At 38.1% G+C, this 14,328-nt stretch carries 12 protein-coding genes; 4 read left to right on the top strand and 8 right to left on the bottom strand.

What is annotated here, in order from left to right; all coding sequences use genetic code 11:
- Nucleotides 1-50: 50 nt before the first annotated feature.
- Nucleotides 51-1,346 (bottom strand): adenosylhomocysteinase, encoded by a 1,296-nt coding sequence (gene ahcY / locus ACRXC1_RS01635; protein ID WP_392909959.1) that lies wholly within the window; start codon nt 1,344-1,346, stop codon nt 51-53.
- 184 nt (nt 1,347-1,530) lie between these two features.
- On the opposite strand from ahcY, the gene ACRXC1_RS01630 reads away from it, so the two are divergent.
- Entirely contained in the window at nt 1,531-2,766 is a 1,236-nt protein-coding gene (locus ACRXC1_RS01630) for a THUMP domain-containing class I SAM-dependent RNA methyltransferase (RefSeq protein WP_392909957.1), read from the top strand.
- Between the two features lie 2 nt (nt 2,767-2,768).
- Here the strand turns inward: ACRXC1_RS01630 and ACRXC1_RS01625 are convergent, their stop codons facing one another.
- The 3 genes from ACRXC1_RS01625 to ACRXC1_RS01615 form a co-directional block, all read right to left on the bottom strand.
- Nucleotides 2,769-3,572, bottom strand: a complete 804-nt coding sequence (locus ACRXC1_RS01625; protein ID WP_393061449.1) for a hypothetical protein — start codon at nt 3,570-3,572, stop codon at nt 2,769-2,771.
- 39 nt (nt 3,573-3,611) lie between these two features.
- On the bottom strand, nt 3,612-5,336 hold the full coding sequence (locus tag ACRXC1_RS01620; protein WP_393061447.1) for an acyl-CoA dehydrogenase: 1,725 nt from the start codon (nt 5,334-5,336) through the stop codon (nt 3,612-3,614).
- Nucleotides 5,337-5,504: 168 nt separating this feature from the next.
- On the bottom strand, nt 5,505-6,275 hold the full coding sequence (locus tag ACRXC1_RS01615; RefSeq protein WP_433655988.1) for a hypothetical protein: 771 nt from the start codon (nt 6,273-6,275) through the stop codon (nt 5,505-5,507).
- Nucleotides 6,276-6,477: 202 nt separating this feature from the next.
- On the opposite strand from ACRXC1_RS01615, the gene gpmI reads away from it, so the two are divergent.
- The 3 genes from gpmI to ACRXC1_RS01600 are packed head-to-tail and all read left to right on the top strand — an operon-like array spanning nt 6,478 to nt 10,603.
- A complete protein-coding gene (gene gpmI / locus ACRXC1_RS01610; RefSeq protein WP_433655986.1) occupies nt 6,478-8,001 on the top strand; it encodes a 2,3-bisphosphoglycerate-independent phosphoglycerate mutase in 1,524 nt (507 codons plus the stop codon).
- Between the two features lie 8 nt (nt 8,002-8,009).
- Nucleotides 8,010-9,017 carry a 6-phosphofructokinase gene (gene pfkA, locus ACRXC1_RS01605; RefSeq protein WP_433655984.1) on the top strand — a complete coding sequence of 336 codons (1,008 nt, stop codon included), beginning with the start codon at nt 8,010-8,012 and terminating at the stop codon, nt 9,015-9,017.
- 14 nt (nt 9,018-9,031) lie between these two features.
- Nucleotides 9,032-10,603, top strand: a complete 1,572-nt coding sequence (locus ACRXC1_RS01600) for an ArnT family glycosyltransferase (protein WP_433655982.1) — start codon at nt 9,032-9,034, stop codon at nt 10,601-10,603.
- On the opposite strand, the gene ACRXC1_RS01595 is transcribed toward ACRXC1_RS01600, so the two are convergent.
- From ACRXC1_RS01595 to ACRXC1_RS01580, 4 genes are all read right to left on the bottom strand, one after another.
- Nucleotides 10,585-11,337, bottom strand: a complete 753-nt coding sequence (locus ACRXC1_RS01595; protein ID WP_433655980.1) for an alpha/beta fold hydrolase — start codon at nt 11,335-11,337, stop codon at nt 10,585-10,587. The genes ACRXC1_RS01600 and ACRXC1_RS01595 overlap by 19 nt on opposite strands.
- A gap of 3 nt (nt 11,338-11,340) precedes the next feature.
- Entirely contained in the window at nt 11,341-12,297 is a 957-nt protein-coding gene (locus ACRXC1_RS01590; RefSeq protein ID WP_392909941.1) for a DUF2817 domain-containing protein, read from the bottom strand.
- A gap of 1 nt (nt 12,298) precedes the next feature.
- Nucleotides 12,299-12,979 (bottom strand): hypothetical protein, encoded by a 681-nt coding sequence (locus ACRXC1_RS01585; RefSeq protein WP_433655978.1) that lies wholly within the window; start codon nt 12,977-12,979, stop codon nt 12,299-12,301.
- A gap of 75 nt (nt 12,980-13,054) precedes the next feature.
- Nucleotides 13,055-14,326 (bottom strand): Y-family DNA polymerase, encoded by a 1,272-nt coding sequence (locus ACRXC1_RS01580; RefSeq protein WP_433655976.1) that lies wholly within the window; start codon nt 14,324-14,326, stop codon nt 13,055-13,057.
- Between the last annotated feature and the right edge of the window lie 2 nt (nt 14,327-14,328).

The raw sequence follows: 14,328 nt of genomic DNA, 5'->3' as shown, positions 1-14,328 counted from the left end.
TGGACCTAAAAGTAAAAAGCCTCCCGAAGGAGGCTTGAGTATTTGTTAAATTAATAACGGTAGTGTTCTGGCTTATATGGACCTTCAACCGGTACGCTGATGTACTCAGCTTGTTGTGGAGAAAGTTCATCAATTTCAACATTAATTCTCTTAAGGTGTAGACGAGCAACTTTTTCATCAAGGTGCTTAGGTAGCATGTAAACCTTGTTTTCATACTTACCAGCATTGTCCCAAAGTTCCATTTGAGCAATTACCTGGTTACAGAATGAGTTAGACATAACAAATGAAGGGTGCCCAGTTGCACAACCAAGATTAACTAGACGACCTTGAGCAAGAAGGATGATTCTCTTACCATCTTTACCTGTGTATAGATCAACTTGTGGCTTGATATTATCTTCTTCATAGTTGTTGTGAAGGTGCTTAATATCAATTTCGTTATCGAAGTGACCAATGTTACAAACGATTGCACCATCTCTCATATTATCAAGGTGAGACGCATTGATTACGTGGTAGTTACCAGTAGTTGTAACGAAGATGTCACCTTCTAGAGCGGCTTTATCCATTTTCATTACTTCAAAACCTTCCATCGCTGCTTGAAGAGCACAGATTGGATCGATTTCAGTAACGATAACTCTTGCTCCAAGACCTTTAAAAGACTGAGCAGAACCTTTACCAACATCACCGTAACCAACAACAACACAAGTCTTACCAGCGATCATTACGTCAGTTGCACGCTTGATACCGTCTACTAGAGACTCTCTACATCCGTAAAGGTTATCAAATTTAGACTTTGTAACAGAGTCATTGATATTGATTGCTGGCATCTTAAGAGTTCCAGCTTTAACTCTTTCATATAGTCTGTGAACACCAGTAGTTGTTTCTTCAGAAAGACCTTTGATTCCTTCAATTAACTCAGGATATTTGTCGTGAACCATATTTGTAAGGTCACCACCATCATCAAGGATCATATTAAGAGCTGATCCATCGGCCCACTTAAGAGTTTGCTCGATACACCAGTCAAATTCCTCTTCGTTCATACCTTTCCAAGCAAAAACAGGAATTCCAGCAGCAGCGATGGCCGCAGCAGCTTGATCTTGAGTTGAATAAATATTACATGAAGACCATCTTACTTCAGCACCTAACTCAACAAGAGTTTCGATAAGTACAGCTGTTTGAATAGTCATGTGAAGACAACCAGCGATCTTTGCACCTTTAAGTGGCTTTGACGCTCCAAACTCTTTTCTCAGAGACATTAGTCCCGGCATTTCAGTTTCAGCGATTTTAATTTCTTTTCTTCCCCAGTCAGCTAGAGAGATGTCTGCTACTTTGTAATCTGTAAAGCTCATGTTTCCTCACTTTATGTATGAATAAATCTTAATATATTTTATGTCCGAAACTATAACAGTATATCCGTCAAGTTTGAAGCCTATACAAAGGAATTTAGCCCATTTTATTGAGTAAAATGAACGAATTTTTACCAACTTAAGCCTTTTTCTTTGACACATACCTAAATAAGTCATAAATCGAGTCATGGAAAAATATCAGAAGTCGAACAAAGTCATTAATGACAAGAGTTTTTATTTTGCGTCATGTCCAAGAGGATGTGAACAATATCTAGTAAATGAGCTACGCGCTAACGGAATTGAGGCCAAGGCCGGACGTGGAGGAGCTTCATTCAAGGCCCGTAATAAGGCAACTGTTGAGTATATTTTCAATGCTAGAATTGCTTCTCGTGTTTTTAAGGAAGTTGGCTTCTTCTATATCCGAGACGAAAAACAGATTTATAAAAGAGCGAGTGAGCTTCCATGGGAAGATTATATTACTCCAGAACAAACTTTTAAAATCAACACTCTTCTAGATGGAGAAAGTAAGGAGCTTTTTAGAAGTTCAATTTTCTTATCTCAAACTCTAAAAGATTCTCTTGTTGATTATATGAGAGAAAAATTTAATAAGCGTCCAAATGTTGAGACTAATGAACCAAATATTAGCTTTCTTCAACGTGTTGAGAAAGTTAAAGAAGGTTGTAAAGTAATCGTTTACGCTGACATGGTCGGAACTTCTCTTGATAAACGTGGCTACCGTGAATCAGGTCACCGTGCACCTCTAAGAGAAAATCTAGCTGCTTCTCTTATTGCTGAAACAAAGTGGGATTGCCAAGGTCCTTTCTATGATCCAATGGCAGGGTCTGGAACAATACTTATTGAAGCAATCTTCTACTACTTAAAATTATCTCCGGCTTTTTTAAGGCTTAAGCAAAATACAACGCCTTACTCATTTACTGGACAACCATGGTTCCATAATTCAAACCTAGTTGATTGGTACTTTGATAAAGTTCACGAAATCATGAAGGACTCTCAAGATAGAATTGAATCAATTCCAAGTGGAAAGTTCTTCTATAATGATGCTGACGTCGAAAACTTCAAACTAGCAAGAAAGCACCTTCTCGACTGCTTTGGCCGAGTAGACTTCGTTAATTTCAACTGTGAAGAGTTCACAAAGTCCTCTGTGCCTGCAGGGTTTGAAAGAGGAATTATTCTCTTTAACCCTCCTTATGGAGAGCGTATTCACGCCATTGGTTTTGAAGACATAAATGACTTCTACTATGAAATCGGTGAAACTCTTAAGAATAACTTTGCAGGATCTACTGCATTTATTCTGACAGCTCACGGGCCACTTCGAAAAAATATTCGTTTAAAGACAAGTAAGAAGACTGAGTTTTTAAATGGCGACATTGAATGCCGCCTTTTAAAATATGAATTAGTTTAGATTTAACCTTCTAAGAATTCAGTTAGATTCATCGCAAGCTTAGGTAGAGCGTACTTAAGAAGAGCATTCTTATTGACGACTTTATCCTTATGCTTTGTTGATTTAGAAAAGAAGTATGTTCCGATATCAGAATCTTTTAAGAATAGTGTATGCCCTTTTCCTGCAAATTTTCTAAGAACGTAATCTGAGTCCAAGAGACAAATATCTCTAATCATAAAATTACGTGCAAGATAAATAATAATAACACTTGCTGAAAGATCACAAAGAGACTTTCTAACCTTCACACCTTTTGGTGAAGTTTGATCTCCCCAGTGAACGACAACTTCAATTCTTTTTTCACCAACGTAGAAATCAAAACCACGCTGGGAAGTCGACTTCTTCTGCATTAATCCGAAGATACACTTGGCGTACCATTCACCTAGCTGTACCGGAAGTTTCTTACCATTGAAGATAATACGTTCATCACGAAGGATGTCATAAACCTTATTAACTGTCTCAATGGCATCAAAGATTCTTTTATTATCTGGTAAGTGAATAATTAGAACTTGCTTAGCATGAGCTCTCTTCATCTTGCGAGAGAATTGCTTTTCATACCATCCTAAAAATTCTTTATCACCTACGAGCTCTAAAGAGTCATAGATAAAACCACGGCTTAATAAACTTTCCTCATCAAAGCCTTCAACTTTCTTCTTCATGAAGCTTAAGGGAGCATACTCTCCTTTTGTCTTCATAATATAAACATTGTCTTTGTAGTAGTCTGTACTACCACGAGTCGCCTCATTAAATAGGTCGACACCTTTTTCCATTACTTCCATCTCTCACATACCTTTGTGCTTAATCTTTAATTAAACATTAATCGAAGTTAAATCTTCCTCGAAGTTTAAAACACTATGTGCGAGCCCAATATTTCTCGTTAATTGGTACTGACAGAAAACTTTAAAATCATCGATTTTAGACTGATAATATTTCTTCTCTTCTTCACCTGTTGCTGTCTTCAATTCGTTTTGAGCAATACAAGCGTGTTCAAGAAGTAACCATGAAACAACAAGGTTTCCACAATAGCTTAAGAAATCAGTTGCATGCGCAAGCACTGCACTCTGATTTTTTGCTGCCATAAAAGAACCAAATTTTTTCACAACTTCTTCACTCATTTCCATTGACTTTCCAATCATTGAAACTTCGTGTGGATAGGCTTTCGCTTCTTCTCTATTCATCGTTGCGTGAATCTTCTTACCAACATTAAAGAATGTTTCACCCTTATCCATAAGAATTTTTCTCATGACAAAGTCAATCGCCTGAATCCCGTTTGTCCCTTCATAGATTGTTGCAATTTTTGTATCTCGCATAAACTGCTCAATTCCATACTCTGTACAATAACCGTAACCACCATGTACCTGGACACCTTCGCTGGCAATATTCACGCCCTCATCTGTACAGAATCCCTTACAGATGGGAGTGAAAAGAGCGATTTCTTTATCCGCTTCTTCATCACCCTTTTCGGCCTTATCAAATAGATTTGCCGTATAAAGAGACAGGGCCCTAAGGCCTCTAGCTGTTGATCTCATCTTTAGAAGCATTCTCTTAACATCTGGCATGTTAATAATTTCAGTACCAAATTGTGAGCGCTCTTTTGCATATTGCTCAGTTAATTCAAAACAAAGATTTGATTGTGCTTCACCTTGAAGTCCGCAAAGAAGTCTTGCTTCATTCATCATAATGAACATATTCTTCATTCCATCAAATTCTTTCCCAATCAACTCACCAACACACTCACCGTCTTGCCCAAATGTAAGCTCACATGTTGCTTGTGCATGAATTCCCATTTTGTGCTCAAGCTTCGTACACTTAACATTATTTGACTCACCAGTTTCGACATTAAAGCGTGGAACGATAAATAGAGAAAGTCCTTTCGTTCCTTCTGGTGCCCCAGGAGTTCTTGCAAGAACGAGGTGAATATTATTTTCGTAAAGATCACTTTCTCCAGAAGAGATAAAGATCTTCACACCATTAATTGCGTATTTCCCATTATCAAGAGGCTTTGCCGTTGTATTTGCATTTCCAACATCAGATCCAGCACCAGGCTCAGTAAGACACATCGTGCCTCCCCATTCCCCAGTCATCATTTTGGTAACGAAAAGATCTTTTTGCTCTTGAGAGCCAACCTTAAGAATTACATTCATAGCACCTTGAGACAGTCCGTAGTACATCGACCACGCAACATTTGAGCCAATTGCCATTGAAGTACATGCAACTTTCATTGCGTGAGGTGCAGGCATTCCACCAACCTCTTCGGGATAACCAAGTGCATACCAACCATTTTCATAGAAGGCCTTATTTACTTGGTGAAAAACTTCTGGAACAATAACTTTTCCGTCAACGTGCTTTACGCCAATTTCATCAGAAATCTGACGAGTGGGATAAATTTCATTTTCAACGAATTTATCGAATTGAGTTAGGATATCTTTTAAATCAGCTTCACCATACCCAAGCTCGCTCGCTTCGTCTTGAATTTTGCACGCTTTAAATAGATTGAAATTCACATCCATTAAATCTGTACGATACTTTGCCATATAATAGTCCTTTTTTAATACTAAAACAGTTCTATTATAATGGATGTTCAGATTTCATGCACGTGTAGACACAAAATAGCCGGAGTAAATTAGGTTAAATTTAATAAAAAAGCGCGAACATTGCCGCGCTTTTTTGTCAGGTATATATTTAAAGTCGTTTTTTATTTATTAGTAAGCTGAAACTCCAACAGTTGTTGCTCTTACAACTGGTTGATTCATTAGTGAGCCTCGTAGATCGATAATCATTTTCTTACCATTAACAGTGATCATCCAAACTGGAGAATAGGCTGAAGCAACTTGGTTACAAAAATTATAGTTTCCATTAAACTTGTTTCCAACCCAGTTTGCATCGTTACACATATTATCTTTGTAAGATACGAAACCTGCTCCATAGTACGACTGAACATACTTAAATAGTCCATTATTAGCATCTGACTCTTGAACTTTATTTGCCAAGAACGACGCTAAAGAAGCGATATTTCCACCAAAAGCACTATCAATAGATGATCCAGCATTATTACGTGCAATTGTTCCGTCATTATTTAATCCTCGATAACCACTTAAGCTACTATTGTTACTTGAAGTATTCGATGAAGTACAAATAGTCCCAAGCGATAGGCCAAAAATTTCGAAGTCATCACAGTCTTCTGAATTGCTATTACTTACTGAGTTAAAATCGCTAACTGTATAAATACCGTATTGATAACCGGCCATGCTAGCTGAATTAAAATTATTATTCACAATCGCTTGAGATAGTTCATCAGCAGTACTAAGACTACTTGGCAGACCTCTAGCAGTATCAACGTATTCACTTGCTGAGCCAGCAGGGAAATTCCCGTAATTGAGGTTACCTCCAGTTCCCCCACCATCAGATCCGCATCCGACAAGCGAAGCTAGAACAATAACTGAAAGTAATGTGTTCTTAAGGTTAAGTTTCATAGTAATCTCCAATATTCTCTGTGTTTGTGTATGTTTAAAGTATTTGCCTATATATATACAAGTTGTGTGCCAAGTTTTAAGATGAGATTACAGTCCTTTAGAAAGTCGTGGTGTTTAAAAAGTGAACACGATAGAGTATTTTGTCTAATCTTTGGGTAGTATTAGAATAAGGACTGCACAAGCTTTTAACGGGAAAATATTTATGTCGATCAAAAATATTAGTGAAAAGGCCCTTCTAATTATCTTAGATGGCTTTGGAATCAGCGAAAATACTGAAAAGAACGCGATTCGAGATGCAAAAACTCCAATTTTGGACGGACTGTTTAAAGATTATCCATATACAACAATCCAAGCAGGTGGTGTTTTAGTTGGTCTCCCTAAAGGTGTTGTTGGCAACTCTGAAGTTGGCCATATGAATCTTGGAGCTGGCCGAGCAATTCGCCAAGACCTCGTTCGTATTAATGAGTCGATTAAGAATCATACTTTTGGAGAACTACCTAAGCTAAAGGAACTCATTGAAGTAGCGAAGAAGAATAATAATCGTATCCACCTTATGGGACTTCTTTCAGATGGTGGAATTCACTCTCACATTGAACACACTAAAGAAATTATTAAGTGTCTTAAGAAAGAGGGCATTGAGGTTTTCTTGCATGCTTTTATGGACGGACGAGATACTCCTCCAGCATGTGGTGAGATGTACCTTAAAGAGATCGTAGGCTATGAAGGCTCGCACTTTGCTTCAATGCAAGGGCGCTCAATTGGAATGGACCGCGATCGTCGTTGGGAAAAAATCAAGAAAGCATACGATATGTTCCTAGGCCATGGTGATGTCACAAACTTATCACCTTTTGATTATCTTAATAGTGAGTATGAAGCCGGTAGAACAGATGAATTCGTAGCACCGGCACTCTTTAATAAAGACTATGCGATTAAGGAAGGTGACTGCGTCTTCTTTACAAACTTTAGGCCAGATCGTGCTATTCAGCTAACAATGGCATTTAACTATCCAGAGTTTACTGAATTTGAAAGGCCATTCTTTCCGGCCATGTTCTTATGTATGACACCATATATTCCAGATGAGATGGAGCTTCCAATTTTATTTGATAAAGAGAAGTTACAAGGAACAATGACTGAGTACTTAAGCAGTATTGGAAAGAAACAATTAAAGATTGCTGAAACTGAGAAGTATGCACACGTCACATTCTTTTTTAATGGTGGAGAAAAGAAGCCATTTCCAAATGAAGAGCACTTTCTTATTCCATCACCTAAAGAAGTTTCGACATATGATGAAAAGCCTCAAATGAGTGCGCCTGAAGTGACAGAGCAATTAATTGCAAAATTAAGTGACTTTGACTTTAGTGTTGTAAACTTTGCGAACTCAGATATGGTTGGTCATACAGGAAAGTACGAAGCGGCAGTCAAAGCAATTGAAACACTTGATGAGTGTGTCGGAAAAATAGTTAAGAAATGTCTTGATGAGAATATTACAGTGGTTATCACTGCAGATCACGGTAACAGTGATCAAATGACACATAAAGATGGAACACCACATACTGCTCACACCGGAGCACCTGTACCATTTTGTGTGATTAACAGTGCACTAAAAGATAAAGCTTTTACAATTGCACCAGGAGATCATTCACTAATGGATGTTTCTCCAACATGTCTTTATATTATGGGGATTGATCGTCCAGCGAGTTTTACTGGCCATCATATTTTTGAATAGGAATATTTATGAGCGAAGTTGAAAAAGATGTTAAGTCGATTAAAACAATTGCTGTCCTTTGCAGCGGAGGAGACAGCCCGGGAATGAACTGTGCCATTAGGGCCGTTGTTCGTACTTGCATTGCAAATGATATTGAAATCTATGGAATTCGTCGTGGATTCGCAGGTCTTCTTGAAGGTTCTCAACACAAGATGGATGCTGCAAGTGTGGGAAACATTCTTCAAAAAGGTGGAACAATTCTACAAACTTCTCGTTGCCCTGAATTTATGCAACCAGAAATTAGAAGAGAAGCAGCTCATATTCTAAAAAGAAAGAATATCGATGCATTAGTCGTTATTGGTGGGAATGGATCATTTAATGGTGCATGGGAACTTCATAAGGAACATGGTGTTCCTGTAGTTGGAATCCCTGGAACAATAGATAATGACATCGAAGGTACTGACTACTCGATTGGGTTTGATACGGCAGTACAAACAGCTATTGAAGCGGTAGATAAGATTCGCGATACGGCCCACTCACACGATCGTACCTTCATCGTTGAAGTCATGGGACGAAAGTCACCGGCCATTGCACTTCATGTAGGCCTATGCACTGGTGCTGAAAATATTATTTTTCCTGTTCAAGACGAAAGTAATGTTGATGTGGATACAATTGCAGCAGATATCAAGCGTGGGCTTAAACGTGGAAAAGGTTCTTCAATTATTATCGCTGCTGAAGGTGAAACAGAAGGTCTATCACACTATGTTCACAATAAGCTTCTAGAAGATCATAAAATTGATTCTCGTGTTTGCATTCTGGGGCATATCCAACGAGGTGGTAACCCAACAGGGCGTGACCGCTTTATTGCAACTCAAATGGGACATCTTGCAGTTAAGTCACTACTTGAAGGAAAGACTGCTATTGTGACTGCGGAACAAAATGGTCAAATTGTTATCGAGAATTTAGAAAAATGTCTTGGTAAGAAATTTGAAGTGGAAGAGAAATATGTGGATATGGTTAAGACCCTATCAAAATAGAAAAGCTAATAATTATGACAAATATTTCAAATAAAAAATTATTTATTATTTTTACATTCCTTTTTTCAATTCTCTATTTTTGGGATATTGGAAATATCAGTGCTCCAAGACAAGGAACAGAATCATTATATGTTCAAATCTCACAAGAGATGTATGACACAAATAATATAATGACTCCACACTATCGTGGAGATAGACATTGGTCTAAACCACCAGTTCACTTCTGGCTTCCGTTCCCTATCTATGTACTAATGGGAGAATCTTCATTAACAGGCGCACGTGCTTCCATGGCCTTTCTGACAATTGCCCTAGGGATACTAGCGGCAGTTTGGTTAAAAAGAAGATTTAGTGTTGAACCTCTATTATCACTGGCCTTTTTCTTAGGAAGTTATGGAGCAATAAAGTTTGGCCGAACGTTTATGATGGAGACATCGCTCTCACTTCTTCCATTCATTAGTTCACTCTTTCTTTTTGATTACTTAAAAACAAAAGCAAAGAAGTACTTTATTTGGGCCGTTATTTTTGGAGCAGCTGGTGCGCTAATTAAAGGACCTGTTACAATTGTCATGAGCTTTCTTGCCATGTCACTCTATCAAGTCTTCTTATTCAAGAAAGAGAAGCGCTTTATTATTAAAGAATGCTTTTTCTACTTTCTTTCAATAACAGTCCTAAGTTGTCTTTGGTACTTCATCAGTTATCTCAACTATGGAGAAGAGTTCTTTAATTACTTCTTTGTTAGAGAAAATGTTGGAAAATTTGATCAAAAGCCAATGCCAATGATTAAGGTATTCCAAGGTCTCATCCTCTATGCACTACCATGGTTACTTGTTCTTCCATTTGCTTGGAAGAAAGTTAGAGAGAATTTTAGAAGTTTAAATGATGAAACATATTTCTTCTTTGTCCATTTTTTATGTTTCTTTATCACTTGGTTAATTCCATCGCAGAGATCGCATCACTATGCAATCCCATCGATCCCATTTCTAATGGCATTTATGTTATTACAAATTAATCTAGAGACACTTAGAGAAAAGGCAAAAGGTATTCTTTTAATCTTCTTACCAATCAACCTACTCTTCTTGGCCGTTGGTTTTCTACTTTTATATTTTTCAGATGGTGTAACGATCGTTGCAAACTTACTATTTGTTACTCTTATTATTGTGACAAATATTTTTATTTTCAAAAAGAAAATGCTTATTGCTTTCAATACCATGGGGCTCTATTTAATTTTTCTTTGGTCAGTTGTTGCTTCACAGTTCTATATTTTACCAGTTCCACAAGCAGCTCATGGCCTTTTCAAGGATAAGACAGTTGCCCTTGTTGATCGTCGCTCTTATTTTTATGAGCAAACATTAGAAATGAATGTTGAGCCGATTAAATATAGTCAAATTGCAACTTTCTTAGAAAAGAAGAATGCCGTTGTGATAACAGCAGAATCAAAGACCCCACTTGAATATCGCAAGGACCTTAGACTTGTTGCTAAATGGCAAAAGTGGAAAAGAAGAGTAAAGTGGCCTCATATTAAGGCGGCCCTAAAAGCACGCTCTTATGAACCATTAAAAGAGGAAGTTTACTTACTATCAAAGTAATGTTCTTCAATCTTTTTTATAATCCATTCTGGATCATCTATAGGTAAATCGTGTCCCGCTTGTTCGTGTAGTTCAAGCGTGGCACCAAGCCTTTTAGAAATTTCAACACTACATTTATAATTGGCCAACTTATCTTGCTTTCCTGCAAGTAATAAGACATCGGCCTTTACTTTCTTTGGGAGACGATAGTGAGATGCCGCAATTAATTGTCTGACAAAGTTAACTCGATTAAGTGGCCTCTCTTCAAAGTAAGCTGCATAAGCATCAAGAAGATCGTCTGATAGATCTTTCATCTTAACAGTAAGTGAAAGTGCTTTTCTTTCACGTTCGCGGTGATTTTTATTGAAAATAAGTTTTGAAAAAGTCCCCATCGCCTCAAGAGACATACGGTGATAGATCTTTCCTGAATCACTTGTTGAAGTGTTTAGAAGAACAGCATGTTCAAAGTCATCGGCATGGCGTTCACACCAATCAAGGGCCATCATCCCCCCCATTGAAATACCAATGACACTCCATGACCCCTCATTTTCTTCTTTAAGTTTTAGCCACTCATCTCTCATATCTTCTACATAATCTGAAATCTTTAGAGGCGATTTTTCGTCGTTCTTGCTACCAACTCCTAGGTAATCAATGGCAAAGACTTTTTGTGTCCCCTTCATTTTTTCCACATATTCTGGAAATTCATACCAATGACGACTATCTCTTGCTAAGCCTCTAAGAAGTAACCAATTCATAACTTACCTTTTCACCCAAGCTTTAGAACTTCCAACAGCTCGAAAGAGAAATTTGATTAACATAATATGTCTTCTCATCGTTCGATCATAACGGTGAGACTTAAGAGGATTAAATAGCCCTCCTCTTCTAAAGATTTGTAATGGATTTTTTTTCACCCAAATCCAGCTTCCCATTTCAAGTGTTAATGGCAAGTAGACTCCATCAGGATTCTTCACAAGGTACTCATCGTATAAGTAATCCCAAGCATCTCCTTGAATTGTATAACTTTCGGAAGTTGGCTCAACTCGGTAAATGTGATGAGGGTGAGTTTCATTTAATAAGTGCTCAAGGTTTTCCATTTCCGTTATATGCTTAAATGGAGTAAGCGTTCGAGCATATGGATACCAAAGGCGGTCTCTGAGACCAAAGCCAGAGTGAAAGTCCACGGAGATGGCACGCTGAGAAGCAAAGATATGTTCTCTTACATAATCCACAAGAGTTTGAAGCTCATGCTCCATTTCATCGCTGTTTCCTTGATACCAAGGAAGCTTATCAGAGAGCTTATGACCAGAGAGAAGAAACTTTGTTTTCTCATGAGTTCGCGATGGTGAATTTCTCATGAGATCAACATTATTAGGATTTGAGCGACGGTGATGATACATCCCCCATGGGTTAATAAGGGGAATGGATACAATTCTAAATTTCTCGAGGCTTCGTCTTAACTCTTCATCCCAAGATAATTGCTTAAATAATGATGAAAGATATGTCACAACAACTTGAGTCCCGACTTTTTCAAGTCCGTGAATGCCACCAAATAAACCAAGGACAGGAGCACTTACATCAGTGCTACCAATTTCAAAGCTGTGAATTGGGTAGCTATCCCCTTCGTGACTTATACGGGTAATTTCTCGACAACGAATTAAAGGATCTTCGATATTAGTTAACTCGCTTATGGCATTTAACTCATCGAAGTCCTTCATCTTATGACCTCTGGAAAGTCTTGTCGTTATAAGGGAATAAGAAAATCACGAAGAACATTGCACATCCTACAAGCTCTCCAACCTCTCCTTTTTTACCATGGTCAATAAGGCTTACTAAAACAAACATTAGTAAGTAAAAAAGTGAGTGCATTAGTTTTGGAACTGGAATAGCAAAGTCGTCAACGAGGTATTGAATGAATCCAATTGCTCTATAAAGGAATGGAAGAAATAAAACATAGACTCCAACGATAATTCCGATGATAAGACCAAAGATAATTTTGTTAACTTTGAAATCACCAAACTTTAAATTGTGAAGTGTAATATCGTTTTGAGTATTGTATTGCTGAAAGAATTCAGGTGCAGCAACATTAAAAATTCTCTGTCCCCAAGCAATCTCTTCTCCAAACCCAAAGAAGAAAAGCGCAGCAAAACCAAGAAGTGCAAAAGAGAATAACTTTGGCTTTGTCCCTTTTAACTTAAAGTAGCGCCACAGACAGACAAATGAAACAAGTAATAAGTAGATGGCCTGTTGTACTTCTAAAAATCCATCTTCAATTGTATAGACCCCAGAAAACCACTCTGGATTTGCACTCGCAAAATACATCCCAAAAATTACCATATGGGCGATTGATGTTAATACTACTGCTTCAAATATATTAATTTTATCTTTAAATATGCTCATCTCGCCATTATAGTCACCTCTACGACCAAAGGCAATAATAGTCCTATTTGACGCCGCGCACTTTTCATAGAGGTCCTATGAACATTTTGGTAACTGACCCCAACCTGTCACATATCTTTGCGAAACCATTTCTCGCCTCATCTTCCAAGCTTGATTGTCAACTCCACATGCCATGGACCTAACCATGCCACTGCCTTCGCGCCGGTTTATCTTATCAATAACTTCCATAAGCTTCACGCTTCGTGGATCATCCAATTCCTCAAAGAGGCTTTGTTGAACAATCTCTGAGTCAGAGAACTCTCCCAACTTAACCCCCGCCTTTTTAAAACAAACCCCCATACGAAAGAGATCATCAAGGGCCGCCCATGCGTATTTAATAATTTTTCTTGTGTCACTTGTTGGGCCAAGAAGTTTCACTTTATCTCTTCCGTAGTATGGAGTTTGGTCAACTTTATGTGGATCACTTAAGCAAAATACTTCAATTGTTGAGCATAGACTTTGCTGGTTACGCATCTTCTCACTAGCATTTGTGACATAATTGGCCACAGACTCTCGCAAACTTTTTAAGTCCACAACACTTGAGCTAAAGCTTCGAGAGCAAAGAATTTCTTTTTTCTTAGGCTGGGCCTCCTCTAGCTCAAAGCAAGCGATTCCTCGTAATTCATCTTGTGTCATGCGCCCTAACTTTGTTAGAAGCTTTTGAATGACATGAGTATTTTTAAACTTCTTAAAATCGTATGCTGTTTTCACACCTATACTTTTAAGCTTAACACTATTCCTTCTCCCGACTCCCCAAACGTCTTCAATCGGTGTGCGCTGAAGAGCAATATCCTGTAACCTCTCATTTAAAATACAAACAACACCTTGGGCCTTCAGTGACTTCTTCCCAATATGATTGGCCACCTTTGCTAGAGTCTTAGTTGGGGCAACACCAATACTGACCGGAATACCAGTCCACTGAAAGACTGTTTGGCGAATACGCTGACAGTATTCATTTAAGTCACCGCTTACGCCAGTTAGGTCAATAAAGGCTTCATCGACAGAATAAATCTCAATTGATGGAGCAAAGGTTGCAAGAACGTGCATTACCCGATCACTGATATTTGTATACAGAGAAAAATTAGAAGAAAAAACATGAACATTGTGTGACTCACAAAGCCTCCTTACTTTAAAGTACGGGTCCCCCATTTTTACTCCCAACGCCTTAAGTTCAGGAGTACGAGAGACGAAGCACCCATCATTATTTGATAAGACACCAACAGGTTTATTTCTTAATCCAGGTCGAAATAGTCTTTCACAAGAACAAAAAAAGGAATTACAGTCCACCAGCGCATACACTTTTTCCATAA

Source organism: Halobacteriovorax sp. GFR8 (assembly GCF_050955245.1).
In the GTDB taxonomy this organism is placed as follows: Bacteria; Bdellovibrionota; Bacteriovoracia; order Bacteriovoracales; family Bacteriovoracaceae; genus Halobacteriovorax_A.
The sequence above is the reverse complement of the archived record's forward strand: the minus strand, read 5'-3'. Positions and strand labels throughout refer to the sequence as shown.

What these genes read in the sequence shown, in the direction of transcription:
- ahcY (WP_392909959.1), bottom strand. Translation starts at nt 1,346, where the DNA reads ATGAGCTTTACAGATTACAAAGTAGCAGACATCTCTCTAGCTGACTGG.
- ACRXC1_RS01630 (WP_392909957.1), top strand. Translation starts at nt 1,531, where the DNA reads ATGGAAAAATATCAGAAGTCGAACAAAGTCATTAATGACAAGAGTTTT.
- ACRXC1_RS01625 (WP_393061449.1), bottom strand. Translation starts at nt 3,572, where the DNA reads ATGGAAAAAGGTGTCGACCTATTTAATGAGGCGACTCGTGGTAGTACA.
- ACRXC1_RS01620 (WP_393061447.1), bottom strand. Translation starts at nt 5,336, where the DNA reads ATGGCAAAGTATCGTACAGATTTAATGGATGTGAATTTCAATCTATTT.
- ACRXC1_RS01615 (WP_433655988.1), bottom strand. Translation starts at nt 6,275, where the DNA reads ATGAAACTTAACCTTAAGAACACATTACTTTCAGTTATTGTTCTAGCT.
- gpmI (WP_433655986.1), top strand. Translation starts at nt 6,478, where the DNA reads ATGTCGATCAAAAATATTAGTGAAAAGGCCCTTCTAATTATCTTAGAT.
- pfkA (WP_433655984.1), top strand. Translation starts at nt 8,010, where the DNA reads ATGAGCGAAGTTGAAAAAGATGTTAAGTCGATTAAAACAATTGCTGTC.
- ACRXC1_RS01600 (WP_433655982.1), top strand. Translation starts at nt 9,032, where the DNA reads ATGACAAATATTTCAAATAAAAAATTATTTATTATTTTTACATTCCTT.
- ACRXC1_RS01595 (WP_433655980.1), bottom strand. Translation starts at nt 11,337, where the DNA reads ATGAATTGGTTACTTCTTAGAGGCTTAGCAAGAGATAGTCGTCATTGG.
- ACRXC1_RS01590 (WP_392909941.1), bottom strand. Translation starts at nt 12,297, where the DNA reads ATGAAGGACTTCGATGAGTTAAATGCCATAAGCGAGTTAACTAATATC.
- ACRXC1_RS01585 (WP_433655978.1), bottom strand. Translation starts at nt 12,979, where the DNA reads ATGAGCATATTTAAAGATAAAATTAATATATTTGAAGCAGTAGTATTA.
- ACRXC1_RS01580 (WP_433655976.1), bottom strand. Translation starts at nt 14,326, where the DNA reads ATGGAAAAAGTGTATGCGCTGGTGGACTGTAATTCCTTTTTTTGTTCT.